20 protein-coding genes are annotated in these 24999 nt (G+C 61.1%); 14 read left to right on the top strand and 6 right to left on the bottom strand.

Going from position 1 to position 24999, the window contains the following annotated elements; genetic code table 11:
- Nucleotides 1-4 precede the first annotated feature (4 nt).
- Nucleotides 5-1270 carry an N-acetylmuramoyl-L-alanine amidase gene (locus ACQK2G_RS02640; protein WP_425403466.1) on the bottom strand — a complete coding sequence of 422 codons (1266 nt, stop codon included), beginning with the start codon at nt 1268-1270 and terminating at the stop codon, nt 5-7.
- A 658-nt stretch (nt 1271-1928) separates the two neighbouring features.
- Between ACQK2G_RS02640 and ACQK2G_RS02635 the strand changes: the two genes are divergently transcribed.
- Nucleotides 1929-4553 (top strand): Rne/Rng family ribonuclease, encoded by a 2625-nt coding sequence (locus ACQK2G_RS02635; RefSeq protein WP_425403465.1) that lies wholly within the window; start codon nt 1929-1931, stop codon nt 4551-4553.
- Nucleotides 4554-4631: 78 nt separating this feature from the next.
- Here the strand turns inward: ACQK2G_RS02635 and ACQK2G_RS02630 are convergent, their stop codons facing one another.
- Entirely contained in the window at nt 4632-5789 is a 1158-nt protein-coding gene (locus tag ACQK2G_RS02630; RefSeq protein WP_425403464.1) for a pyridoxal phosphate-dependent aminotransferase, read from the bottom strand.
- A 50-nt stretch (nt 5790-5839) separates the two neighbouring features.
- Nucleotides 5840-7489, bottom strand: a complete 1650-nt coding sequence (locus ACQK2G_RS02625; protein ID WP_425403463.1) for a gamma-glutamyltransferase — start codon at nt 7487-7489, stop codon at nt 5840-5842.
- A gap of 115 nt (nt 7490-7604) precedes the next feature.
- Between ACQK2G_RS02625 and ACQK2G_RS02620 the strand changes: the two genes are divergently transcribed.
- The 5 genes from ACQK2G_RS02620 to radC all read left to right on the top strand — a co-directional run bounded on the left by ACQK2G_RS02620 (nt 7605) and on the right by radC (nt 12315).
- Nucleotides 7605-8921 (top strand): M48 family metalloprotease, encoded by a 1317-nt coding sequence (locus tag ACQK2G_RS02620; protein WP_425403462.1) that lies wholly within the window; start codon nt 7605-7607, stop codon nt 8919-8921.
- A gap of 163 nt (nt 8922-9084) precedes the next feature.
- The gene (locus tag ACQK2G_RS02615) at nt 9085-9843 is read left to right on the top strand and encodes a DsbA family protein (protein WP_425403461.1); all 759 of its coding nucleotides are present in this window, start codon (nt 9085-9087) and stop codon (nt 9841-9843) included.
- Nucleotides 9844-9885: 42 nt separating this feature from the next.
- Nucleotides 9886-10611 carry a DNA/RNA nuclease SfsA gene (gene sfsA, locus ACQK2G_RS02610; RefSeq protein ID WP_425403460.1) on the top strand — a complete coding sequence of 242 codons (726 nt, stop codon included), beginning with the start codon at nt 9886-9888 and terminating at the stop codon, nt 10609-10611.
- Between the two features lie 50 nt (nt 10612-10661).
- Complete coding sequence (gene map / locus ACQK2G_RS02605; RefSeq protein WP_425403459.1) at nt 10662-11465, top strand: type I methionyl aminopeptidase; 804 nt, start codon at nt 10662-10664, stop codon at nt 11463-11465.
- Between the two features lie 127 nt (nt 11466-11592).
- The gene (gene radC / locus ACQK2G_RS02600; RefSeq protein ID WP_425403458.1) at nt 11593-12315 is read left to right on the top strand and encodes a RadC family protein; all 723 of its coding nucleotides are present in this window, start codon (nt 11593-11595) and stop codon (nt 12313-12315) included.
- A gap of 26 nt (nt 12316-12341) precedes the next feature.
- On the opposite strand, the gene ACQK2G_RS02595 is transcribed toward radC, so the two are convergent.
- Nucleotides 12342-13061, bottom strand: a complete 720-nt coding sequence (locus ACQK2G_RS02595; RefSeq protein ID WP_425403457.1) for an aldolase — start codon at nt 13059-13061, stop codon at nt 12342-12344.
- A gap of 215 nt (nt 13062-13276) precedes the next feature.
- Between ACQK2G_RS02595 and purB the strand changes: the two genes are divergently transcribed.
- The 8 genes from purB (at nt 13277) to ACQK2G_RS02555 (ending at nt 22292) form a co-directional block, all read left to right on the top strand.
- The gene (gene purB, locus ACQK2G_RS02590; protein WP_425403456.1) at nt 13277-14584 is read left to right on the top strand and encodes an adenylosuccinate lyase; all 1308 of its coding nucleotides are present in this window, start codon (nt 13277-13279) and stop codon (nt 14582-14584) included.
- Nucleotides 14571-16526: a tetratricopeptide repeat protein gene (locus tag ACQK2G_RS02585; RefSeq protein WP_425403455.1), complete on the top strand. Its 1956-nt coding sequence runs from the start codon at nt 14571-14573 to the stop codon at nt 16524-16526. The genes purB and ACQK2G_RS02585 overlap by 14 nt, the downstream gene beginning before the upstream one ends.
- 134 nt (nt 16527-16660) lie before the next feature.
- Entirely contained in the window at nt 16661-17635 is a 975-nt protein-coding gene (locus tag ACQK2G_RS02580) for a lysylphosphatidylglycerol synthase transmembrane domain-containing protein (protein WP_425403454.1), read from the top strand.
- The gene (locus ACQK2G_RS02575) at nt 17632-19086 is read left to right on the top strand and encodes a glycosyltransferase (RefSeq protein WP_425403453.1); all 1455 of its coding nucleotides are present in this window, start codon (nt 17632-17634) and stop codon (nt 19084-19086) included. The genes ACQK2G_RS02580 and ACQK2G_RS02575 overlap by 4 nt, the downstream gene beginning before the upstream one ends.
- 2 nt (nt 19087-19088) lie before the next feature.
- On the top strand, nt 19089-19856 hold the full coding sequence (locus ACQK2G_RS02570; RefSeq protein ID WP_425403452.1) for a class I SAM-dependent methyltransferase: 768 nt from the start codon (nt 19089-19091) through the stop codon (nt 19854-19856).
- Between the two features lie 93 nt (nt 19857-19949).
- Nucleotides 19950-20681 carry a pyridoxine 5'-phosphate synthase gene (locus ACQK2G_RS02565; protein ID WP_425403451.1) on the top strand — a complete coding sequence of 244 codons (732 nt, stop codon included), beginning with the start codon at nt 19950-19952 and terminating at the stop codon, nt 20679-20681.
- Nucleotides 20682-20739: 58 nt separating this feature from the next.
- Nucleotides 20740-21810: a class I SAM-dependent methyltransferase gene (locus ACQK2G_RS02560; protein WP_425403450.1), complete on the top strand. Its 1071-nt coding sequence runs from the start codon at nt 20740-20742 to the stop codon at nt 21808-21810.
- Nucleotides 21807-22292: an N-acetyltransferase family protein gene (locus tag ACQK2G_RS02555; RefSeq protein WP_425403449.1), complete on the top strand. Its 486-nt coding sequence runs from the start codon at nt 21807-21809 to the stop codon at nt 22290-22292. The genes ACQK2G_RS02560 and ACQK2G_RS02555 overlap by 4 nt, the downstream gene beginning before the upstream one ends.
- Nucleotides 22293-22307: 15 nt before the next feature.
- Here the strand turns inward: ACQK2G_RS02555 and argE are convergent, their stop codons facing one another.
- Both argE and ACQK2G_RS02545 read right to left on the bottom strand, forming a co-directional pair.
- Nucleotides 22308-23468 carry an acetylornithine deacetylase gene (gene argE / locus ACQK2G_RS02550; RefSeq protein WP_425403448.1) on the bottom strand — a complete coding sequence of 387 codons (1161 nt, stop codon included), beginning with the start codon at nt 23466-23468 and terminating at the stop codon, nt 22308-22310.
- A 25-nt stretch (nt 23469-23493) separates the two neighbouring features.
- The gene (locus ACQK2G_RS02545) at nt 23494-24942 is read right to left on the bottom strand and encodes a TrkH family potassium uptake protein (RefSeq protein WP_425403447.1); all 1449 of its coding nucleotides are present in this window, start codon (nt 24940-24942) and stop codon (nt 23494-23496) included.
- Between the last annotated feature and the right edge of the window lie 57 nt (nt 24943-24999).

The raw sequence follows: 24999 nt of genomic DNA, 5'->3' as shown, positions 1-24999 counted from the left end.
GGTGCTAGGAACGGCTTAACCGCTCCTGATGCTCAAAATATACGTCGATGGCGCGAATGATGGAGTCGGCCAGGCTGGCGCGGTAGGCCGGGGTCCGCAGGTCTTTCTCTTCCCGCCGGTTCGACAGATAGCCCAACTCAACCAGGACCGAGGGAACGGTCGGGGATTTCAACACGGCAAAACCGGCGAAACGGTGCGGCCTGCGAAGCAATTTCACATTGCTACCGACATTCTTGACCAGCGATTGCGCGAATTGCCAGGAGGACTCACTCGTCTTGCGCTGGGCCAGGTCCAGCAGGATGAAGGATGTCTGATCGTCGTATTCGGACAGGTCGTATCCGGCGAGAATATCGGACTTGTTCTCTTTTGCCGCCAGGGCGGCCGCCTCCTTGTCCGATGCCGTCTCGGACAAGGTATAGACCGAAAAACCGCGTAGATCGGGCGTGTGATGGGCGTCTGCGTGAATCGAGATGAAAAGGTCGGCCTCGTTCTGATGCGCGACTTCGTAGCGTTTCCGCAACGGAATATAGATGTCCCTGTCGCGTGTCATCAAAACCCGGTACTGGCCGAGCGCCTGCAGCCGGTCGCGCAAGTCCATCGCGAAGGCAAGTGTGATCTTCTTCTCGTAGATGCCGGAGGCGCCGATCGCCCCCGGGTCGACACCACCGTGACCGGCATCGATCACGATGGTCTTCAATCGCGTCTCGGCCTGCTCCGACGGACGGACCGGGGCACGAATCATCGCTTGCTGTTGCGCTCGGGCGGTGGCGGCCACGCCGGACTGCCGGGACGCCCAATCGTCGGACTCCACGCTGCCCATCGCCGTGGCGAACTGCTGGTCCGTGCCGGGCTGGAGATCGAGCACCAAACGGTGGCCGGCGCCCGGTTCGGGATCGAGACGAAAGTGAGACTTGATCAGGGCAGGTTCACGCAGGTCGATGACGAACCGGCTGACCCCGTGCTGGAACAGGCCGAATCGAAACTTGCCGATCACGCCTTTTGTGAGGGAACCGGCGCTTTCATCGCCGGTTTCCCAGGCCACCTCGGGCAGATCGATGACCACGCGGTATGGATCGCGCAGGGTGAGCAAACGGTAGGGTGCCGCGGCATCCAGTTCGAGAACGAAGCGGGTAAAACCTTGATGAACGCCGACCCGCACGTCCTGCACCTTGCTTTGGGCATGGGCCGCAAACGCGGCGACTGTGACCGTAAGGAATACGGCCAGGGCAACGGCGAACCGCCGAAACAGCGCTGGAACGGATGCGGACATGGCGTCTCAAATCAGGTCGATGGTGGTCACGCTGCACTTGTTTATGGCGAGATTCCCGCCTTTCTTCAATGGCGCGCGCATGAATTGCGGTGTCCGGAGTGGTGAGCCGGGGATCGAATCCAAGTGCCTGTCCGATCGCCGAAAAAGGGCGTTTCACCCTCCGTAAAAATGGGACAATGGTATTAAGTCAGTCATATCTATGAAAAATCGGTTTTCCTAGCGGTTCGCTTTAGTTAGTTTCTACTTGCGACTCTACGCCGCCAAGGGTTCCTAATGCGGTAGTGCCGCAATCCCGTTCGCGCTGAGAGGATTTCCCTACAAAGACGCCGCCGGGATGGCACGCCGCCGCCGGTGAAACAATCCAATGGCGCTCAGCTGCTTGTTCCGTCGAAACCCGTAGCAGGGATATTCGGGATGGGCGCTAAGCCATTGCCTGCGGCAGCGAACAGACAAGTGACCGTAAACATGATTGAAACCGTGGAGATCCTGCAAGAAACCGTCCGACGCCAGAGATGCGGCGCGGCCGATGATTGTGCAGGACGTATTGGACGAAACCATCCGCATGGTGCGGACTTCGTCTCAGCCGGATCTCCCAGCAATAATCGCCGCCGGCGCCCCGGTTCAGACCGCGGGACAACGGTGGCTGGAGTTAAAATTAATGGCGCGACGCATGTTGATCGACGCCACGCATCCCGAAGAAACGCGGGTGGTGGCGATACATGGTAACAGGCTTGAGGAATTCGATTACGAAACAGCAACCAAACAGCAACTGAAAGGCAATATCTACCTGGCGAAAGTGACCCGGGTGGAACCTTCGTTGCAGGCTGCTTTCGTGGAATATGGCGGTAATCGCCACGGCTTCCTCGCATTCAGTGAAATTCATCCCGACTACTACCGCATTCCGGTCGCCGACCGGATCGAGGAAGAGGACGAAAGCGACGACGACTCGATCGACGTCGAGGAATCCAGCGAGGATGGCGATAGTGTCGAGGAAGTGGGCGGCACCGAAGGCGCCGACGAAGCGGTGGAGGAGGCCCAGCGCCGCCGGCCGCGTCTGAAACGGCAATACAAGATCCAGGAAGTCATCAAGCGCCGGCAGGTCCTGCTGGTGCAGGTGATCAAAGAAGAGCGCGGCAACAAGGGGGCTGCGCTGACGACGTATCTGTCGCTTGCGGGCCGGTATTGCGTGCTGATGCCGAACACCTCCCGCGGTGGCGGCGTCAGTCGGAAAATCGCCAATCCGCAAGATCGCAAACGCCTGAAGAGCGTGCTGTCGGACCTGAACATTCCCGACGGTATGGCGGTCATTCTGCGTACCGCGGGCCAGGAACGGTCGAAAGCCGAAATCAAGCGGGACTACGAATATGTCATGCGGACCTGGGACACGATCCGCGACACCACGCTGGAATCGAGCGCGCCGGCGCTGATCCACGAAGAGGCGAACCTCATTCGTAGGTCAATCCGCGACCTCTATACCAAGGATATCGACGAAATCCTGGTCGCCGGCGACGAAGGTTACCGCGTCGCCAAGGACTTCATGAAGGCGATGATCCCCAGTCACGCCAAGAAGGTCCAGCCGTACAAGGACGACCAGAACGTCCCGATGTTCCAGCGGTACCAGGTCGAGAGCCAGTTGAACCAGATCTTCGATCCGGTCGTTCAATTGCGTTCCGGCGGATCCATCGTGATGCACCAGACCGAAGCGCTGGTCGCGATCGACGTGAACTCCGGCCGGGCGACCCGGGAACGCCATATCGAGGAAACCGCGCTCAAGACCAACCTTGAAGCGGCCGAAGAAATCGCCCGCCAGCTGCGGCTGCGCGATTTGGCCGGCCTTGTGGTCATCGATTTCATCGATATGGAGGAAAACCGGAACGATCATGCCGTGGAGCGGAAACTGAAGGAATCGCTTCGGCGTGACCGGGCCCGTATCCAGGTCGGCCGGATCAGTCCCTTCGGCCTGCTTGAAATGTCCAGGCAGCGCCTGCGGCCGAGCCTGCTGGAAGCGATGACCGCGCCCTGCCCGACCTGTGGCGGTATCGGCAACATCCCGTCCACCGAGTCCTCCGCGCTCAGGGTCCTGCGCTCGATCGAGGAGGAAGGACTGCGCCGCCGTTCGCGTCAGATCACCGTACGCGTACCGCCAAGCGTGGCCCTGTACATCCTGAACCACAAGCGCGCGACGCTTGCGGAAATGGAAGAAAACTACGGCATGCATGTCGTCATCGAGACCGATGACGACTTCATCCCGCCGCATTTCGTGTTGAGCCGCATAGCCGGCGACGCGGACGAAACCGCCGAACCGCAGCAGGTCGTATCCGCCGAGCGTTCGTCGGAAGAGTCCGAGGAACAAGGACGTTCCAGCCGTCGACGCGGCCGGGGACGCCGCCGGAAACGCCGTTTCGAGGATGGCGACGAGGATCAAAACGCGGCGCAGGAAACCTCGACCGAGGACGAAGGCGATTCCGACGCCTCCGACGAGGAGGATAAGCAAGCCTCCGGCGACGGCGAAGGCGACCAGGGTCAGCGCAAGCGGCGCAAACGCGGCCGCCGCGGTGGCCGGAAGCGCCGCAACCAGGAGACGGAAGCACAAGCCGCCGACTCCCAGTCGGACGAGGCTGTCTCCAGCGAAGAAGTCGAAGGTGCCGATACCGGAACGGCCGACGGGGAACCGGGTGAACCGGCGGAAGCCGGCCCGCAGGCCGAAGCGACCGCCGATGCAGCCGCTTCGGAAGGCAGCGAGGAGGCCAAGGAAGAAAAGCCGCGCCGCCGCCGCAGCCCACGCCGCCGCAAGACTGCGGACAAGGCCGAGACTGCCCCCGAATCCACCGATGAGGGACAGGCACCAGCCGAGGCCGCCGACGAAACGCCGGCCGAGACCGCTATCGAGGAAGAAAAACCCGCGAAACCGAAACGCACGAGGCGTCCCCGGAAATCCGCCGCCGCCAAGAAAGCCGCGGAAGCGGAAGCCGAACAAAGCGCCACGGCAAGCGAGTCTGAACCGGCGAATTCTTCCGCGGAACCGGCCCCTTCGGAGCCTAACCAGGCAGAGCAGGCCACTTCAGAGTCAGCCCCATCCGAACCTGCGACAGCGGAATCTTCCGTAGAGCCCAAGGCTGAAACGCCGGCGGAGCCGGATCCGGTACCCGCACAACCTGCCCTGCAGGAAGCGGCGCCCGCGGCACCCTCCGTCGAAGAGGCGGCAAACGATGCAGAGGCGGAAGCCGAAGACCCGAACAAGCCGAAACGCAAAGGCTGGTGGAACCGGATGATCGGTTCCTAGGAGAAAGAGTCGATTGAACGACAAAGCCCGGATGCAGAGCTGCATCCGGGCTTTTTCTTGTGCCGATCAGATCCCGTTTTAAGGCCGCCAGGCTTTCAGGGCCTGCGCCGCCGCGGAGATCTCCTCCGTCGTGCCGGAAAAGGAAAACCGCATGGTGCGATGGCCGCGCGCTTCGTCGAAATCCAGGCCGGGGGTCACGGCTGCCCCGGTTTCCTTCAGGATACGGCTGCAAAAGGACAGGCTGTCATTCGTCATGTGCCCGACATCGGCGTAAAGGTAGAAGGCACCGTCACTGGGCGCCAGATCGCCGAATCCGGCTTCGGGCAGTTCCCGCAACAGGAGGTCCCGATTGGCCGCGTAGCGCGCTATGTTACTCTCCAATTCCTCGCGGCAATCGAAGGCCGCAACGGCGGCCACCTGACTCAAGGTCGGCGGCGAAATGAAGAGGTTCTGGGCAAGGCATTCCACCGGACGCAAAAGATCTTCCGGCAGGACCAGCCAACCCAAACGCCATCCGGTCATGGCAAAATACTTGGAAAAACTGTTCACGACGACTGCATGGTCGGTATGGGCCAGGACCGTTTCGAAGCCCCGGCCATAGGAAATGCCCTGATAGATCTCGTCGGAAATGAGCCGTATACCCGCCGTCCCGCAATAATCGGCCAGGGCCGCCATGTCTTCTTTCGACAGCATGGTTCCTGTCGGATTGGAGGGGGATGCGACGATCAACCCGTCGATCGGCCCGTGTTCGGCCTGGGCCTTCTCCAACAAGGCGGGGGACGGCTGATACCGGTCTTCCTTCGTGGTCTCGATGATCACCGGCTGTATGCCCAGCGCGGTTAGGATGTGCCGGTAACAGGGATAGCCGGGCGCCACCAGCGCCACCTTGTCGCCCTGATCAAAAGCGGCCAGGAAGGACAACAGGAAGCCGCCGGACGAACCGGTCGTCACGACAATCCGGTCCTCAGGCACCACGACGCCGTAATCCCTGGCGTAATGGTCGGCGATCGCCTTGCGCAGTTCCGGAATTCCCAGCGCCACGGTGTAGCCCAGCCGATGGCTGTCCAATGCCTGTTTGGCCGCCTCGATGACGCCTTTCGGCGCGGTTGAACCCGGCTGGCCGACCTCAAGGTGATAGACATGTCCGCCTTGCGCCTCACGCTCCGCAGCCGCGCGCATCACCTCCATGACGATGAACGGGGGAATTTCGCCCCGTGTCGAGGTCTTCAAAGCCACCTGTTTCTCTCCCTCACGTGATTGCCGCGGCAGATCTCGGTTCCGACGGATCAGTTCACCAAGGCGGACAGGCCGTCGCCCCGCGGGTCTGTCGCCGCCGCGCAACGGCGGTCTTCCGGCTCAACCGGCAATCCGGACGGGCAATAGGCCATGTTGATCCGGCCGAGCGTCGCGGTCTGACGAACAGGTATGCCCAAGGACGCCCCACCTTTCCCATAGGCTTCCGGGGCGCCGGATTCGACGATGACACCGACCGACGGCGCAAAGGTCAAACGCGGCTCCTTTAAGGCCGCCTCCAAAGACACGCCGTCGCGGAAAGCCCGCAGTGTTGACGAAAGCAAGGCGCCCATGCCGGCCGCACCGGTATCCCCGGCGGCGGCAAGATGGAATTGGAAGGTACGGTCATTCGCGATGATCAGCGGCCCGCCCCAGTAATCCGGCGGCGGCTGCCGCGCCGGGAAAAAGCCCAATCCGCGCGGCATTTGACCGAGGCCCGCACCGCCGACAAGACCGATCGTGCAGGCAACGGCAAGGCCTTCACGGTCGACGACGACAAAACCGGTGGAACCGCTATCGATCGGTGGCAAACCGGGGATCGGCTGTGAGGGCCCGCGCCGGTTGGCCGCCACAGCGGCCAGACGCTCCGGCTCCAGCAACGCATCCTGTTGCTCCGGCGTCATGTCGGCGGCCTTTGACCAGTCTTCCCGATCGACGAGCCCCGAAACCATGGTCTTCAAGAACGCGGCGCTGGTTTCGGGATCGTCGGCGAAAGAGCCGCCCTGCGTATCCAACATCAGCCCAAGGGTCTGCCCGAGAGGTACCCCGCCGGCAAAAGGCGGCGGCAGAACATAAGCGCGGTGATTTCCGGCCGCGACGCTTAGAGGGCGTCGCCAGACCGGGACATAGTTCTGGAACTCCTCCAAGGTGAATCCGGCACCGAGTGCCTCATAACTCTCATGGATCGCGCGCAGCAACGTACCACTATGCATGGCGCCTGCCCCGCGGAACCGGATTTGACCCATGACACTGGCCAATTCGACCTGCTGCCATTTCGTGATCCCGTCCGGGACGGTGCCGTTCGCGGTGCCCAGAGCCGCCCGCGCAATCGGGTCGGCGGCGATGCGCCTCCATTTTTCTTCTAGGTCGTTGCGCGTCGCGCGCGAAGCCCGATGGCCGAGCCGTGCCAGTTGTTCCGCCGGGGTGATCAACCCGCCCCAGGCCAAGCGGCCATACCGTGCGTGCAGCGCGGCCATTCCGCGGGCAAATGTCGGCATCGCGGGCGAACCGGGCTTCACATTGGGGCTTTGCGGCGGCAGGAAGTCCAGGGCTTCCGTGAGCCCAAGATTGGCATCGTGGACGAGGCAGGCGCCATGGGCGCCCAGTCCCGCCCGCCCCGGCATCGTCACGCCCAGGGCAAAGGCAAGGGACACCGCAGCATCGGCGGCGCTGCCGCCGACGGTAAGGACTTCCCGCGCCGCCAGCGAGGCATTCGGCTCGTCGGAGGCGACACCGCCGAAAAACCCGCCGACATAACCGGCCTGTCCCAGCCCCGGCGCCTCGCCGGTCTCACAACCCGCGAGCAGGATCGACGACCCGAGCAGAGCCGCACCGACGCTCCGCTTCAGCGACCGAAGGAACGACGCCCCGGGCAACTGCCGATTGATCGCGGCATGCTGCGACACTAAGTTTCTGGAACGCATGATTACTCTGGCACTTGCACTGGATTTCGCCATGGGCGGCTTTCGCCTCTTCATTTCTGGGCCAATTTCGATTGTCACCCGCATTTGCACCCTGTCACCGGCTCTGGCAATGGTCATGGCCGTGTTTTTCACGCTTTCGGCCGAACCTGCCGCCGCGCAAAGCCGGGCCCCCGGCCTGATCCGCGACACCGAGATCGAGAACACTATTCGTGTCTATACGGCCCCAATTTTCAAGGCCGCCGGTTTGGACCCCACTGTGGTGCAGATCCATTTGGTGAATGACCAGTCGTTGAACGCCTTTGTTGCCAACGGCCAGCGGATCTTTATCCATACCGGCCTGCTGATGCGGGCAGAGGATCCGGGAGAGGTCATCGGCGTGCTGGCCCACGAAACCGGTCACATCACCGGCGGACATCTGGCCCGATTCGGCGAAGGTCTGGCCGATGCACAGAACGCCAACCTGATCGCCCTCCTTTTGGGTATCCCCGCCGCGGTGCTGACGGGGCGCGGCGATGTCGCGGCCGCCGCCCTGGCATTGGGGAACCAGGTCGGAACACGGCAATTCCTGAGTTATACGCGCGCCAACGAACAATCGGCGGACCAGGCCGCTGTCGGATTTCTGGATCAGGCCGGGATCAGTTCACGGGGCATGCTCGAATTCATGGAGCTTCTGACCCGTGAGGAAAAGCTCTACGTGGAGAACCCCAATCCCTATACCCGGACCCACCCTTTGTCCCGCGACCGCGTCGACTTCATCCGGAACCATCTGGAAAATTCGCAACTGAAGAATGCGGAGCTGGACCCGAGCTACAAGGTCCTGCACGAGCGCATGCGGGCCAAACTTCGCGGTTTCATTCTGCCGCCCCATCAGACCTACCAGCTCTATCCCGAAGACGATAAAAGCGTTCCGGCCCGCTACGCCCGTTCGATCGCCCTCATGCAGGAAAGCCAGACCGAAGAGGCCGTCGCCGCGATCGACGCGCTGATTGCCGATTTCCCGGACGATCCGTTCTTCCTGGAACTGAAAGGCGATATTCTGCGCGACGGCGCCCGGCTGGAAGAAGCGATCGATCCTTACAAGGCTGCCATCGACATACTGCCCTGGTCGGCCCTGATCCGGGCCAGTCTCGCCCGGACGTTGATCGAGCTGAACAATCCCGATTATGACGACGAGGCTGAAAAGCAGCTTCGCGAAGCCCTGCGCTACGAACCGTGGATGTCCAGCGCGTGGCGCCTATTGGCGACGGTTCACGGCCGTCGGGGCGATTTTGGCGAAGCCTCCTTGGCGCAAGCCGAGGAAGCCATCAACCAGGGCCGGAAGGACGCGGCCCTGGGCCATGCAAAACGGGCATTGGACCAGTTACCGAACGGCTCGCCCGGTTGGCTGCGCGCGCAGGATATCGAAGTCCAGGCCAGCAGAAAGAAAGACTGACCCGCCCCGGCTCGGTCGCCCAACTCTGACGCCATACCGGCGCCGGAGGGCGTTCATTTCTATGTGAATTCGGCCGATTGCGGCAGGTATCGTTTGCATCGCCAGGGCTGAGACGGTCTAACCTAGCCGGAAATCTTCACGATTTAAGGGTCAGGAAACCAGCATGCCGATCTTGAAGCCGCTTCTTCAAGCCTCAGTGCTCGTCGCTTTTCTTTTCGCCGGTACCGGCGCTTTCGCGCAATCGTCCAACGAAGCCTCCGGGCTGACGAAGGAGCAGGTGGAGACGATCGTCCGCGACTATCTGCGCGAAAATCCGGAAGTCGTCATCGAGGCGATCGAAGCCTATCGCGCGAAGCAGCAGCTAGCCGAAGAGCAGATGCGCGAGCAGGCTTTGGCCGCCAAGCGCGATCAGATCTTCGAAGACCCGATGGCCCCGACCAACGGCGTCACGGATGCGGATGTCACGCTGGTCGAGTTCTTCGATTATCAATGCGGCTACTGCAAGAAAGTGTTCCCCGACATCATGGCGGTGATGGAGGACGACAAGAAACTGCGCGTCGTTTTCAAGGAATTGCCGATCCTCGGTCCGGAATCCGTGATTGCCGCCCGGGCCGGCATGGCGGCCCACAAGCAGGGAAAGTACATGGCCTACCATCAGGCCGTCATGGACTTGCGCGGCAAACTGTCGGAAAAGCGGATCATGCAAGCCGCCGCCGAAGCAGGCTTGGACATGGAACGCCTGGCAAAGGATATGGAATCGCCGGAAATCGACGACTATCTGCGCGCCAATCTGCAACTGGCACAGGAAATCGGCGTGAACGGGACACCTGCCATGTTCATCGGTAATCAGTTCATTCCCGGTGCCATTGACCGCAAGGCCCTGGTTCATCTGATCGACCAGGAGCGCAAGGCGGGCGGCTGACGCCGACGGATTGGAACGGACGGCCCCTGCCGCGAAGAAACGATGCAATATCCTGAAGCCTTGACGCGCGGACGCCTTATCCGCCGATACAAGCGATTCTTGTCCGATGTGGAAATTGCCGGGCCGGATGGACCGGTCGAGGCAGTGGCCCATTGCGCCAATCCAGGTTCAATGATGGGACTGGCAGAACCCGGCGCCACAGTGTGGCTGCTGCCGAACCGGAACCCGACGGCAAAGCTCGATTGGCGATGGGAATTGACGGATGTGGGGGACAGCCTTGTCTGCATCAACACCTCGCGCGCCAATACAGTCGTCGGGGAGGCACTGACCGCCGGTGATATCCCGGACCTTGCCGCTTATTCGAAGGTCCGGCCCGAGGTCAAATACGGTACGTCGAGCAGAATCGACTTTCTGCTGGAGGAGGAGGGCCTGCCGCCTGCCTATGTAGAGGTGAAGAGCGTTACGCTTCGGCGGCCCGATGGCGGCGACCCTAACGCGGCCGAATTCCCGGATTCGGTCACAAAACGCGGGGCCAAGCATCTTGAGGAACTGATCGAGGTCGGCAAGACGGGCGCCCGGCCGGTCATGTTCTTTCTTGTTCAGCGCGGCGACTGCACCCATTTTCGCCCGGCATCGGATATCGACCCGGCCTACGCGGCATCGCTCCAAAAAGCCGTGTTGGACGGCGTGGAGGTACTTTGCCACACGGCCCGGATTTCGACCGAAGGCATTGTCCTGGGGCCGCCCCTGCCCCTTCACCTTGATTGAAAACCCGGCTCGGCGCACTATGTCGGCACAAGATACAAATGGATTTTCGAATGAATTACGCTGCCAGAAACCAGATAAAACTGCACGATGCCGCCGATTTCAAAGCAATGCGTAAAGCTGGCCGACTTGCGGCGGAGGTCCTGGACTTCATCACCCCGCATGTGGTCCCCGGCGTCTCCACCGGGCATTTGGACAAGCTTTGCCACGACTACATCGTCGAACATGGGGCCATCCCCGCGCCGCTGAACTACCGCGGTTTCCCGAAGTCGATCTGCACCAGCATCAACCATGTCGTCTGCCACGGCATTCCCGACGATGCGAAGAAGCTGCAGGAAGGCGATTCGATCAATATCGACGTCACCGTCATCGTCGATGGCTGGCATGGCGACACCAGCCGCATGTTCCTTGTCGGCGACAAGATCCCAGTGAAGGCCAAACGGCTTACGCAAATCACCTATGAGTGTATGATGCTGGGCATCCAGACCGTGAAGCCGGGGTCGACCCTGGGCGATATCGGCTATGCCATCCAAACCCACGCAGAGGCCAACCGCTTTTCCGTCGTCCGCGATTTCTGCGGCCATGGAATCGGACGGGTCTTCCACGACACGCCGAGCATCCTGCATTACGGCGAACCCGGCCAGGGCGCCGTCCTGGAAGAAGGCATGTTCTTCACGGTCGAGCCGATGATCAATGTCGGCACCTGGGACGTGAAAATCCTTCAGGACGGTTGGACAGCGGTCACCAAGGACCGTCAGTTGTCCGCCCAGTTCGAACATACGATCGGCGTCACCGCGGACGGGTACGAGATATTCACGCAATCGCCGAAAGGCTGGGACCAACCGCCGTACAACTGAGGCGGGTTCGAACCGGCGCGTCATCTTGCCCGAAATGGCGGTTTAATCGAAGTGAAGACAGGTTTAGGTTGCTAATGAACCAGCAACCGGGAACAAGGCTCGTCACCTCGATGTTTGGAACCGAAGAATGACGGAAGGCGCGCCGTCGCATCGCAGCAAAAAGACTGTATCTCCCGACAAACCGCATTACGCGGGCCACCGCAGTCGGCTGCGCGAACGCTTCATGCGCGACCTCGGGGCCTCGATGGAAGATTATGAGATCCTGGAAATGCTGCTCACCCTCGCCCTGCCGCGGGTGGACACGAAACCGATCGCGAAGGATCTGCTCAACCGGTTCGGAAACTTCGCCGGTGTGATCACCGCCGATCCCATCGACCTTGCCAAGACGAAGGGCATCAAGGAAGCGTCCATCGCACCGATCAAACTGGTCCAGACGGCCGCCCTTAGGCTGGCCCGACAACAGATCATGGAACAGCCCGTCATATCCTCCTGGGACAAGCTGATCAGCTATCTGCATATCGCGATGTCCCGGGAAAAGGTCGAGCATCTGAGGCTGCTGTTCCTGGACAACAAGAACCGCCTGATCGCGGACGAAGTGCAGCAGCGCGGTACCGTCAATCACACGCCGCTTTATCCCCGGGAAGTGATGAAACGCGCGCTGGAACTACACGCCTCCGCCCTGATCCTGGTGCACAACCATCCCAGCGGCGACCCGACGCCGAGCCGGGACGACATCCATATGACGAACGAGATCAGGGATGCGGCGGAGAAACTGGGCATCCGCCTGCACGACCACATCATCATCGGGCGCAATGAGCAGACCAGCTTCAAGGCCGAAGGTCTGCTCTAGAAGACCGCGCGCCTAGATCAGGCCGGTCATTGAAGATATTCGGGGCTTTCCTTCGCCAGCATGCGGCACAGCACCTTCCAATGGCTCTCGGCATAATCCGGCTGCTGTTCCCGGATGGCCTGGGCGGTCGCTTCCACGACATCTTCCGGGATCTGTTTCAGCTTCCTGCCGGTGGATTCGGCGATGACCTGAACCTTGGCCGCCTTTTCCAGGAAGTAGAGATCGTCGAAAGCGATGCCGATGGTCGGCCCGGCGCAGATTACGCCATGGTTCGCCATCACCATGGAGGTGTTGTTGCCGAGCTTGGAGGCCATACGCGACCCCTCTTGATCGTCGTCGCCGAGACCGTTGTAGTCATCGTCATAGGCAATCCGGTTGTAAAAGCGGATCGCGTTCTGGCTGACCATCTCCAGCCGACCGCCCTCGGTGCTGGCAAGGGCGGTGATATAGGGCATATGCGTGTGCAGGATCGCCTTTGCATGCGGGTTCATTCGATGCATGGCCCTGTGGATATAGAAGGCCGTAACCTCAATCGTATGATCACCTTCCAGGACATTGCCTTCGCCGTCGATCACCAGGATATCGCTGGCCTTCACTTCCGACCAATGTACTTCCCAAGGATTGATCAGGTAGCGGTCGTCCCCGACTTCCAGACTGAAGTGGTTGTCGATCCCTTCATGCAGGTCGTACTTCGCCGCCCATCGCAGGGCGGCAGCCAGATTCTGGCGTTCTTCCTGGTACATCATAGCCTAACCCTTCCTCGCTCCTACCGCCGACACAGTGGCTTTGCGCCACGCGGCCCTGTGCATTCAATCCGGCGCAGCCTAAGGCCGACAGGGCGAATAGCCAATAAGGCGGCGGGCACAAGCGTTTTGCCTTACCCGCAACACAATGGCATAACGCGGCCGACCCGGCGCACTTGCCGCTCAGACGTTCAGGCCCATCGGAAAGGCAGACTAACATGATACCTCGCTACTCCCGCCCGGAAATGACGCAGATTTGGGAGCCGGCCAACAAGTTTCGTCTTTGGTTTCTGATCGAGGCCCATGCCTGCGACGCCCAGGCCCAACTGGGCGTCATTCCAAAGGAAGCAGCCGCTGCCGTCTGGGCCGGTGGAGACAAGCCCTATACCGAGGACCGCATCGCCCGCATCGATTCAATCGAACGCGAGACGAAGCACGACGTCATCGCCTTCACCACCGAACTGGCCGAACATATCGGCGAGATGTCCCGCTTCGTGCATCAGGGCATGACGTCCTCAGACGTTCTGGACACTTGCTTCAACCTGCAGCTCACCCAGGCCGCCGATATTCTTCTGGCCGACATGGACCGCGTGCTGAACGCGCTGAAAACCCGCGCGATCGAGCATAAATTGACCCCGACTATCGGTCGAAGCCACGGCATTCACGCGGAACCGGTGACCTTCGGGCTGAAGCTGGCCAAGCATTATGCGGAATTCGCCCGCGGCAAGGAGCGCCTTGAACGCGCCCGGGCCGAGATCGCCACCTGCGCAATTTCGGGCGCGGTCGGCACCTTCGCCAACATCGATCCCTTCGTTGAGGAATATGTGGCCGAGAAACTCGGCCTGGCGCCGGAGCCGATCTCCACCCAGGTCATCCCGCGCGACCGGCACGCGGCCTTCTTCTCGGCCCTGGCCGTCATCGCCAGTTCGATGGAAAACGTCGCGGTGGAAATCCGGCACCTGCAGCGGACCGAATTGCGGGAAGCCGAGGAGTTCTTCTCGAAGGGCCAGAAAGGCTCCAGCGCGATGCCGCACAAACGCAACCCGGTTCTGTCCGAGAACCTGACAGGCCTGGCCCGCATCGTCCGCAGCGCCGTGGTCCCGGCGCTGGAGAATGTCGCGCTGTGGCACGAGCGGGATATTTCCCATTCCTCCGTCGAGCGGATGATCGGACCGGACGCCACCGTTACGTTGGACTTCGCCCTGAACCGACTGGCCGGCATGATCGAAAATCTCGTCGTCTATTCCGACCGGATGCTCGAAAATCTGGAGTCCCTGGGCGGTCTGCACAATTCACAGCGCATCCTCCTTGCGTTGACCCAGGCAGGTGCGAGCCGGGAAGACGCCTACCGTCTGGTCCAGAAAAATGCGATGGAAAGCTGGCATGAAGGCCGGCCTTTGCAGCAGCTCGCGGTCGAAGATGCAGACATCCGGGCGCATTTGAGCGAAGATGAGATCAATGCGCTGTTTGACCTGGATTATCACACCAAGCATGTGGAAACGATTTTCAAGCGTGTCTTCGGCTAGAAAGGGTCTCCCCGAGGCGACGGCACGACTGTTGCGGACCACCGCCCTTTCGGCGGCCCTGGTGCTTTCCTGGACGTTGTATACCGGGCCCGCCGTCGCCCAGCAGCAGCAGGACGAACTGGTCAATCAGGTCGACGAAGTCACAAGGCGGATCCAAACCGATCCTTTCATCCGCCTTCGGTTTGTCGCCCTTGCGCTGGAGACGCCGGACGAACAGGGCCAGGCCTTGAACGGTATCGTCCGGGCCCAGATCGCGCGCGGAAACATCGAGGATGCCCTCAAGGAATTGCGGCGGATTGAGGACGTGCTCTGGCAGGCGCGGTCCCTTGCCGCGGTCGGTGACTATTACGAAACCATCGGCGAGCGCGACAAGGCGCTCGATTTCCTCAATCAGGCCGTGAAAGCCGTCACCTCCAGCGGGGAGATCGGTATCGGCGGGGCGGACCTGCTGCGCGTGATCGCCAAGAAACAGGCGAAGCTGGGCCAATTGAATTCGGCGATCGCATCGGCCGAGCGTATCCCTGAGCCCTTGGAACGTGTCCGCAGTCTGCAACAGGCCGCCTCGGCCTCATTCGAAGATGCCAGCGGCGATCCCTCGGCGCTGAACAACGCCAAGAAGGTCCTGGCCGCGGCGTTCGAGCAGGCGGAAAAAATCGGTAATCCCACCAACAAGACGCCGCACCTCTTTATCGATATTGGCGAGGCCCAGGCATCCGTCGGCGACGAGGAAGGCGCACAGAAGACCTTTCGGCGTGCCCGTGAGTTGATCGAGAGAGGCGGCCGCGAAGGCCGTGACCGCGCCTATGCCCGCCTCGCCGGCTCAATGATCTTTGCCGGGCAGTTGGAAGAAGCCATGGAAGTGATGCGGCAGGTCGAAGAAGGGCCGCAGCAGGTCCGCGGCGTCAGTTCCGTGGCAAGGGCCTTGGCGGATCAAGGCAATGTCGATGCCGCTGTCCCGCTGTTCACCCTTGCCATGGAAGCCGCCAGCACGATCGACAATCCGGAGGTCCGGAACGCGGCCCTCGGCTTCATGGTGCGGGAGCAGACACGGGTCGGCCGCCTGGCGGATGCTTTCACGACGGCAGGACAGATCCAGGAACGGCTCGCCCAATCCCGCGCCCTGATGGGCATGGCCGAGGAACTGCTGAAACAGAACAACCCGGACGCCGCCTTGGTCCTTGTCGACTACATCCCCTATATCAGCATGCGCTCGCAGATTTTCGCCAAGGTGGCCGTCATGCGCGGCGAGGCCGGCGAAGAAAAGGAAGCGGCGAATTTGATCGCCCGCGCTTTCGAACCGACCGGTTTCGAGGCCCAGACGGAGTACATACCGGATGCGATCGAACTGGTCCTGAACGCACATTTGCAAGTGGGCGATCCGGAAAACGATCCCGTTGTGTTCGGTGAAATACGTAAACTCGCCGACCTGATCGACAACGACGTGGTCCGTGTCGCCGCCATGTCGCACCTGGCCGCGGCCGAAGCGGAGCGCGGTGACTACGAACGCGCAAACCGAACCTTGAGCAGCGCCTGGCGCAATGCCTGGCTGAACAGACGCGACCCGAATTTCCCCCGTGTCCTTGCCGATATCGTGAAAGGACAGATCGCCATCGGCGATATTCTGGCCGCATTCGACACCGCCGCGCGCATTCCCGTGCCCGAGGGCGAAGCCCTGAACGACAGGACGCCGTCCGGGAATTTCCGGGCACCGCGGTTCTCCTCCCTGACGCGGGTCGCAATCGCCGCCGCGAAAACGGGGGAGGTCGACCTCGCGATCCGCGCCGCACGCGAAATGGAGCATCCTCCCGCCCGCGCAGCCGGATTGGCCGCCGTCGCCGTTGCCATCGCCGAAGAGGAAGTCGGTATCGTCAATGTCGGGTCCGACACGCAGGACTCAGATCCCGGCACCGATGGCGGTTTCAGTGAAACGGTTCAAAATTGACCCTTTCACCCCGGAACGGCGCTTTGTTCCCCAACGCTTTCCTTGCCCTAAGGCCTGGAACCGTCTACCAACCCGCCCGCCACAATCACGGGAACTGATTCGGCCGTGTCTGGACACGGGCGGCACAACGGAACATGAGCGAGAAAGCCAGACGAACCCTGTGGACCCTTCTCAAGTTCGGGGTCACCGTCGGCCTGCTGTCCTACCTCGCCCAAAGTATCGAGCTTGATCAGGCACTGGAACTGGCGGCATCCGCCCATCCGGGATCAGTGGTGCTGGCGATGGCCATGGTCGCCGCCCAACAAGTCATCATCGCCCTCCGCTGGCGGTTCCTGGCATCGATGAAGGCGGAAACACCCACATATGGCCGCTTCTTCCGCTGGACCATGGAAGGTCTGTTCTTCAACCAGACCCTGCCGTCATCCGTTGGCGGGGACGCCATTCGCATTTTTCGCCTTGCCCGTGACGGCGGCCTCAGGGTTTCTCATGCGACCTCCAGCGTCTTGCTCGACCGCGCTTTCGGCCTGCTCGGAATCGTTTTGATCGCAGCGATCTTCCTGCCGACGATGTTTCATTTGATCACCGACCCCGTCATGCAGCAGGGCGTCGTTCTTCTTCTGGCCGCGGGTTTGGGCGGTTTCGCATTCTTCCTGATCCTCGACGGATTGCCTCCCTCCGTGCGCCGTTGGAAAATCGTCGCCGAATTCCTGAACATGTCGAAACAGGCACGTCACGTGCTGTTGAGCCCGCCCCTGCTGGCAAAGGTCGGACTATCGACCGCGGCGGGGCAAACCCTTGCCCTGTCGGCCTTCTATGTTCTGGCACAGGGCCTTGATGTAAACGTCGCCTATGGCGTCACAATGGCGGTGCTGCCTGTCGCAATCCTTATCGCGACCATCCCGGTGACCATTGCAGGTTGGGGTTTGCGGGAAGGCGTTTTGATCGTGGCGCTTTCCTATGCCGCCGTTTCCGAGCCCCAGGCACTCGCGCTTTCCGTTCTGTATGGGCTGGTCCATGTGGCCGTGGGGTTGCCCGGCGGCCTGTTTTGGCTTATGGCCCGCACGAAAGCAGAAAAGCCAGAAACGCAATCCCCAGGCCCAGCAGCATGACCAACGGAACGACCGGCATGACCCTATCGCCGCGCAAACGCGCCATCCGCGACTATGCCGACGACATTGCCAAGATCCGCGATCATTGGATCGACCGGAACAGCCCGTTCCACGATGCGGATCTGGCCTATCTGAAATTCATCATTCCGGAAGGGTCGCGGGTCCTGGAACTGGGGTGCGGTACGGGCAGGACGCTTTCGCGCCTGAAACCGTCCATCGGCGTCGGTGTCGACTTTTCCGAGGAAATGATCGGCATCGCCGCAAACAAATACCCGGACCTGACCTTCCATGTCGCGGATGTTGAATCGCTGGCCGACAACGAGACGATAAGCGGAACGTTCGATTTCATTCTGCTGTCGGACACGATCGGGTATCTCGACGACTGCGAGGAAACCTTCAAATCCCTCCACCGTTTCTGCGACGCCAACACGCGGCTTGTCGTCTCCTACTACTCCCATCTCTGGGAACCGGCGCTGAAACTGATCGAGATGCTCGGGCTGAGAATGCCGCAGCCCGAGGTGAACTATCTCGGCCATCTCGATATCGCCAACCTGCTGAATCTTTCCGATTTTGAGGTCATCCGGCAGGAATGGCGCCAATTGGTGCCGCATCACCTCCTGGGCATCGGCACCGCGCTGAACCGATTTATCGGCACCCTGCCCGGGATTCGCCGCCTGTGCCTGCGCCATTATCTCGTCGCGCGATCGGAGCGCCATGCCGTTCGGCGCGATTTGAGCGCCACCGTTCTGGTTCCCTGCCGTAACGAAAAAGGTAATATCGAAAACGCGGTTAAGCGTCTGCCGCGTTTCGCGGACGATATCGAAATCATCTATGTCGAAGGCAATTCATCGGACGGCACCTTCGAGGAATGCGAACGCGTTCGCGACGCCTATAAGGGCGAATGGGATATCAAGGTGTTCAAGCAATCCGGCAAGGGCAAGGGCGATGCGGTCCGCAAGGGGTTCGACGAAGCCCGCGGCGACGTCCTGATGATCCTTGATGCGGATCTGACCATGCCGCCGGAGGAAATTCCGAAATATTACGACGCGATCGCACGCGGCAAGGGCGAGTTTATCAACGGCACGCGGCTGGTTTATCCCATGGAACACGGCGCGATGCGGTTCCTGAACTACTGGGCGAATCGTACTTTCGCGCTGATCTTCTCCTACCTTCTGAACCAACGTTTCACCGACACGCTCTGCGGCACCAAGGTGATCACGAAGAAGGATTACGAGAACCTGATCGCCAACCGTTCCTATTTCGGCGATTTCGATCCCTTCGGTGATTTCGACCTGATCTTCGGGGCCGCCAAACTGAACCTGAAAATCGTCGAGATTCCCGTTCGCTACGCGGACCGGACTTATGGATCGCCGCAGATCTCTCGGTTCCGCGATGGCTGGCTGCTGTTGAAGATGGTGGTCTTTGCCTGGCGGAAGCTGAAAGCCTTCTGAGCATGACCGTGATCGACCCGCGGCTGGCGGAACACCGCCGTGTCTGGGAACGCAAACCGGCTTTGCGGGCGGTCTATGGCGACTATCACCGGCGCATGCTGAACGCGTTGCCCGAAGATGGCCGCTATCTTGAGGTCGGGTCCGGGTCGGGGAACCTGCGCGACGCCAAACCGGACGCAGACGTCACCACCATCGATATCCTGCCGACCCCTTGGGTCGATGTCTGCGCCGACGCCCAGACCCTGCCCTTTCCGGACGAAACATTCGACGGCATCACCATGCTGGACGTGCTGCACCATATCGAGCATCCGCGCGTCTTCTTCGCCGAGGCGCTCCGCGTGCTGAAACCGGGGGGCCGCCTGGCCATGATCGAACCCGGCATCACGCCTGTCAGTTGGTTGTTCTACAATTTCCTGCACGAAGAGCCGGTCGATATGTCGGCCGACCCGCTGGGGCCGGTCGAGGCAAAGCCCGACCCCGACAAGGACCCGTTCGATTCCAACCAGGGCATTCCGACCCTGCTCTTCAAACGCCAGGAGCACCGGATCGCCTTCGCCGAAGCCTTTCCGGGTTTCACCCTGGTCGACCGGCAGTGGCTCAGCCTATTCGCCTATCCGATGACCGGCGGTTTCAAATCCTGGTCTCTGCTTTCAGCAGGTGCAGCGGAAAGTCTAGTCCGCTTGGAACAGCATTTGATGCCCTTTATCGGCTCGATCATGGCATTCCGCTTGATGGTGGTTCTGGAAAAGCGAAAACCCAAACGGTCTTAATGGTCCAGACAGGACCCACACAATTGGCCCTGTCAGATCCAGGCTTGAAGGCTTATGAATAAGTCCAATTCTGGATAACCATCTTCGCGTAACATGACCAATCTAAGCATCAACCTGAACAAGATCGCCTTGCTGCGGAACCAGCGGCATGTCGGCTATCCGAGCGTCACCAAGGCGGCCGAGACAGTCATTGCCGCCGGTGCGCACGGCATCACGGTTCACCCGCGGCCCGATGAGCGCCATATCCGGAAGACCGATGTCTACGGACTGGCCGAGCTTCTGAAAGGTCATCCGGGCATCGAATACAATATCGAGGGCAACCCCTATCCGGATTACATGCAGCTGTGCCGCGACGTGCGCCCGGCCCAGGCAACGCTGGTCCCCGACGCGCCGGATGTCGCAACTTCGGACGACGGGTGGGACGTTTTCGCGGAAGCAGAACGGCTGCGCCCGATCATCGGCGAATTGCAATCGCTGGGATGCCGCGTTTCCCTGTTCATGAATCCGGACCCGGAGGCCATGAAGCAGGTCGCGAATATCGGCGCCGACCGGATTGAACTTTATACCGGCCCCTGGGCCGATGCGTTCGGCACGGCGGCCGAAAAGGAAGTGCTGGCACAATACAGTGAGAGCGCCGCGGCCGCCGTCGCGGAAGGTCTGGACATCAATGCCGGACATGACCTGACGACCGAAAACCTGCCGATGTTCAAGGCCGCCCTGCCGCAGTTGGACGAGGTCTCCATCGGCCATGCCTTCACATCCGATGCCTTGTGGGTCGGCATGGAAGGATCGGTAAAGGGATTCCTGAAGGCACTTGCCGCCTGATCGCTTTGATCTTAAAGGCTGTCTGCGTGCGTACCATCCTTTACGGAAGGAGAGCGCCATGCTTCGTGAACTCGCCGCAACGCTGCGCCGCAAACCCCGGGATGTCGGGCTGGGTCCGGCCTATGCGGTCAGCCAAGCCGCCAGAACCGCCTGGTTCGCCGGGCAATACCTGTTGGCCGCGCGCCTGACCCCACCGCCGAACGGGCCGCTGCCGACACATCGCATTCCGGGCTGGGACGTGATCCTGAAGGATCTTTCCGCGCTGTACCGCCGGGACTGGGAAAATATCCGCGCCGGACTCTACCGCCCGCCGGCGGATCTCGCCCCACGCCCGTCGACGGTATTGAAGGACACCCGGGATTTCCTTACGGATTTGCCAAAGGTCGCCCAACGGCGGCGCCGGAATGCAAATAGTGAAGTGCTGACCGGCACGCGCCAAAAAGCCTATCCGCGCTATTATCTCCAAAACTTTCATTACCAGACGGACGGCTGGTTTTCGGAAGAATCCGCGGAGGCCTACGACCATCAGGTCGAAGTGCTGTTCACGGGCGGTGCCGACGCGATGCGCCGGCAAGCCTTGCCGGCAATTGGAACGGCGGTGGAGACACATACAGGCACATCACCGGTGGAGTTGGTTGATATTGCCTGTGGTACCGGGCGCTTCCTTAAGGAAGTGCTGCGCAACAATCCGACGATTTCCGCGACCGGCCTGGATCTAAGCCGTCCCTATCTGAAAAAGGCGCAACGCTCGCTGATTCAGCATCCCGACGTCCGCTTCCTGGAAGCCAATGCGGAAGACATCCCGGCCAAGGACGGATCATACGATATCGCGACCTGCATCTATCTGTTTCACGAACTGCCCAAGAAGGTCCGGCGCACCGTCGCCGCCGAAATCGCCCGCATCGTCAGACCGGGCGGCCTCCTTGTCTTCATCGACTCCATCCAGACCGGCGACCATCCACCCTATGACGCCCTGCTTCAGCGTTTCCCGATGGCCTTCCACGAGCCCTACTATACCAACTACCTGGAAGACGATCTGTCAGCGGTCTTCGAGGATGCGGGCTTCGAGGTCGCGTCAATCGATCGAGCCTTCTTCAGCCGTGTGATGGTGCTGAGGCGCTTGGCATGACGGTCACTGTCCGAGAAGCGAGGCAGGACGACCGGGAAACCGTGGTCGCGTTCACGCAGGCCCTGAACCTTCACGAGCACCGACTGCGGCCCGACAGGGACACGACACTTGAAGGCGCAGAAGCGCATTTGGCTTCGCTGGAAGACGAGATTCAGGCCGCGGACGGCTTCGTCCTCGTCGCCGAGCTGGACGGTGTGATCGTCGGCTTCCTGATCGGCATATCGGAAGTCGAGCAAGGGCATTTCGTCGTTCCGGAAGAACGCCCCTACGGCCACATCACAGATATCTACGTAGCGAAGGATGCGCGCGGCAAGGGTGTCTCCCGCGCCATGATGGACACCGCATTGGAACGTTTTCGCCGAATGGGGTTAAAGCGGGCCCTGGTCACCGGCCTGGCAGACAATCCTTCGGCTGGCGCAACCTATCCGGCGCTGGGTTTCGACCTGCTTTACAATACCTATGAAAAAAGACTCGCCGACTGACCCAAGTCGTCGCCTCTACCCTCTGCAGCGCCCGATGACCTTGCGAAGAAACGCTTCGCACTGATGCACCTGATCGATTTCGATGAATTCGTTCGGCTGGTGGGCCTGATCGATCGAACCCGGTCCGCAAACGACCACGGACATCCCCGCTTCCTGGAACTGCCCCGCTTCCGTGCCGTAGGGCACGTAGGTGGTGTCGTTGTCGCCGGTGATGGCGCGGACGAATTCCTCCGCCTCGGAATCCAGTTCCTCTCGCAGGCCCGGAACCACATTCTCGGTGACGATCTCGATTCCCGTATTCGGGTCGACGGCATGCATCTCGGGAAGAATCTCGGCCGTGTACCACTCTTCAAACTCGCGCTGCAGCGCGGCCGGGTCATCGGTCGGCAGGTTCCGGATATCGCAGATGAACTCGAATTTGCGGGAAATGATGTTTGCCGCCGTACCGCCATTGGCGACGCCGACATGAATGGTCGTATAGGGCGGCGGGAACCGGTTGGACGGGTCCGCATTGTCGCGCAGTCGCTTGCCCATTTCGTCCAGTTTCGCGATCATCCGCGCGCCGTTCATCACCGCGCTGACGCCTCGATGGGTCTGGCTGGAATGCGCCTCCTTACCGGTGACGGTGACCCGGAAGAACCACATGCCCTTATGGGCGGAAACAACCTTCATGTCGGTCGGCTCGCCGACGATCACCAAGGCAGGCTTGGGCAGGTTTTCGCCCAACTGCCGGATCATCTCCGGTGCGCCGAGGCATCCGACCTCCTCGTCATAGGAAAGGCAGAAATGCAATGGACGGGTCAACGGCTGCGCGACCATCTCGGGTACCAGGGCAAGCGCCGTCGCCGAAAAAGCCTTCATGTCGGCGGTCCCCCGACCATAGAGGCGGGTCCCCTTCTCGACCATGTCGAAGGGATCCGTGTCCCACGGCTGGCCAACGACCGGCACCACATCCGTATGCCCGGACAGGGCGACCCCACCCGGCTTGACCGGCCCGATGGTCGCGAACAGGTTCGCTTTCGTGCCGTCCTCATTCGGCAGGACCTGGGCCTCGACACCGTGATCGGCCAGATAACCGCGGACGAAATCGATGAGTTCCAGGTTCGAGTAGGCCGAGGTCGTGTCGAAGGACACGAGCTTTCCCAACATCTCGATCGGCGTATATGTCTCAGCCATAGTCGGCACTACTCCCCAGTAAATGTCATACTTTCCAGAAACGCGGCGACAGCAGAATCAGCACAGTGAAGATTTCAAGCCGCCCAATCAACATGCCGAAGGCCAATACCCATTTCGCCGCATCGGGCAGCGTAGAGAAATTGCCGACCGGGCCGATGATCGGTCCAAGCCCCGGCCCTACATTGGAGATCGCGGTCGCGGCGCCGCTGGTCGCCGTAACAAAGTCGAGCCCGATCATACCGAGTGCCAAAGCCAGCAATACAAACAGCGTCACGAACAGGAAGAAGAAGCTCATGACCGACTCGGCCACCGTCTCGGGGATCGGTTTGCCGTTGTAATAGGCGATGAAGACGCCATGCGGCTGCAACAGGCGGCGGAATTGCATCCGCGCGGTTTGAATCAGGACCTGAAAACGGAAAATCTTGATGCCGCATGTCGTCGATCCGGCACAGCCGCCGACAAACATCAGCATCAGGAACAGCGGCATCGCCAACGCACCCCACAGGCCGAAATCGTCGGTCGCATATCCCGTTCCCGTCATCACCGACGTGATGTTGAACATCGCCAGCCGGATCGCCCGCCCCAGTTCCCATTCCTCGACCCGCCACAGATAGACGATCATCACCAGGATGCTGAACCCCAGGATGGACAGGAACCAGCGCACCTGTGAATCCCGGAACAGATCCGAAACCTGTCCGCGGATCGCCTGGAAATACAGCAGGAAGGGCAAGGATCCGGCGATCATGAAGACGGTCGCGATGATGTCGATCCAGGGGCTTTGATAAAAGCCGATCGAGGAATCACGCGTCGAATAGCCGCCTGTCGCGACCGTTGTCATGGCGTGGTTGATCGCCTCGAACCCGGCCATGCCGGCAACGAAATACAGCACCCCGCAAAGAGCGGTCAGGAAAAGATAGATCGCGCCGATCCAGGCGGCGATCTGGGCGGCGCGCGGCAGCGCCTTTTCCATACGTTCGGCAAATTCCATACGGAACAGCTGCATACCACCGACCTGCAGCATGGGCAGAACGGAAACGGCCATCATGACGATCCCGACACCGCCCAGCCATTGAAGCAACGACCGCCAGAGCAGGATGCCCGGCGGCGCGTGGTCCAGCCCCAGAATCACAGTCGCCCCGGTCGTGGTCAGGCCCGACATGGATTCGAAGAACGCATCCGTGTAGGTCAGATCGAGATTGGCGAAGGCGAAAGGTATGGCGGCGAAGGCCGGCAGCGCGACCCAGACCAACGTCGTCAGGACGAATGCCTGGCGCACCGACAGGGTCCGGGACCGGGCGCGGCAGGTCAGGACCAGCATCATGCCGACAAAGAAGGTCAGCGCGCTGGCCACCGCGAAGACCTGCCAATCATCGTTATTAACCGCCAAATCCACGAAGGCGGGCACGAGCATGGCAACGGCGACGGTCGACAGCAGAACGCCCAGAACGAAGAAAATCGGTCGAAAGTCAGTCACCGGCCGAGTCCAACGGTTAACGGCCTTCGGCCGGGACGGGCACGCTCATTGTTCACT

Origin of the sequence: Hwanghaeella sp. (assembly GCF_965227365.1) — a bacterium.
In the GTDB taxonomy this organism is placed as follows: domain Bacteria; phylum Pseudomonadota; class Alphaproteobacteria; order UBA8366; family Aestuariispiraceae; genus Hwanghaeella.
Note: the sequence above shows the minus strand (reverse complement) of the source record. Positions and strands in the feature narration are given on the sequence as shown.

What these genes read in the sequence shown, in the direction of transcription:
- sfsA (WP_425403460.1), top strand. Translation starts at nt 9,886, where the DNA reads ATGCAATATCCTGAAGCCTTGACGCGCGGACGCCTTATCCGCCGATAC.
- ACQK2G_RS02615 (WP_425403461.1), top strand. Translation starts at nt 9,085, where the DNA reads ATGCCGATCTTGAAGCCGCTTCTTCAAGCCTCAGTGCTCGTCGCTTTT.
- ACQK2G_RS02635 (WP_425403465.1), top strand. Translation starts at nt 1,929, where the DNA reads ATGGCGCGACGCATGTTGATCGACGCCACGCATCCCGAAGAAACGCGG.
- radC (WP_425403458.1), top strand. Translation starts at nt 11,593, where the DNA reads ATGACGGAAGGCGCGCCGTCGCATCGCAGCAAAAAGACTGTATCTCCC.
- ACQK2G_RS02570 (WP_425403452.1), top strand. Translation starts at nt 19,089, where the DNA reads ATGACCGTGATCGACCCGCGGCTGGCGGAACACCGCCGTGTCTGGGAA.
- ACQK2G_RS02555 (WP_425403449.1), top strand. Translation starts at nt 21,807, where the DNA reads ATGACGGTCACTGTCCGAGAAGCGAGGCAGGACGACCGGGAAACCGTG.
- ACQK2G_RS02625 (WP_425403463.1), bottom strand. Translation starts at nt 7,489, where the DNA reads ATGCGTTCCAGAAACTTAGTGTCGCAGCATGCCGCGATCAATCGGCAG.
- ACQK2G_RS02595 (WP_425403457.1), bottom strand. Translation starts at nt 13,061, where the DNA reads ATGATGTACCAGGAAGAACGCCAGAATCTGGCTGCCGCCCTGCGATGG.
- ACQK2G_RS02620 (WP_425403462.1), top strand. Translation starts at nt 7,605, where the DNA reads ATGGCCGTGTTTTTCACGCTTTCGGCCGAACCTGCCGCCGCGCAAAGC.
- map (WP_425403459.1), top strand. Translation starts at nt 10,662, where the DNA reads ATGAATTACGCTGCCAGAAACCAGATAAAACTGCACGATGCCGCCGAT.
- purB (WP_425403456.1), top strand. Translation starts at nt 13,277, where the DNA reads ATGATACCTCGCTACTCCCGCCCGGAAATGACGCAGATTTGGGAGCCG.
- ACQK2G_RS02560 (WP_425403450.1), top strand. Translation starts at nt 20,740, where the DNA reads ATGCTTCGTGAACTCGCCGCAACGCTGCGCCGCAAACCCCGGGATGTC.
- ACQK2G_RS02640 (WP_425403466.1), bottom strand. Translation starts at nt 1,270, where the DNA reads ATGTCCGCATCCGTTCCAGCGCTGTTTCGGCGGTTCGCCGTTGCCCTG.
- argE (WP_425403448.1), bottom strand. Translation starts at nt 23,468, where the DNA reads ATGGCTGAGACATATACGCCGATCGAGATGTTGGGAAAGCTCGTGTCC.
- ACQK2G_RS02575 (WP_425403453.1), top strand. Translation starts at nt 17,632, where the DNA reads ATGACCAACGGAACGACCGGCATGACCCTATCGCCGCGCAAACGCGCC.
- ACQK2G_RS02580 (WP_425403454.1), top strand. Translation starts at nt 16,661, where the DNA reads ATGAGCGAGAAAGCCAGACGAACCCTGTGGACCCTTCTCAAGTTCGGG.
- ACQK2G_RS02565 (WP_425403451.1), top strand. Translation starts at nt 19,950, where the DNA reads ATGACCAATCTAAGCATCAACCTGAACAAGATCGCCTTGCTGCGGAAC.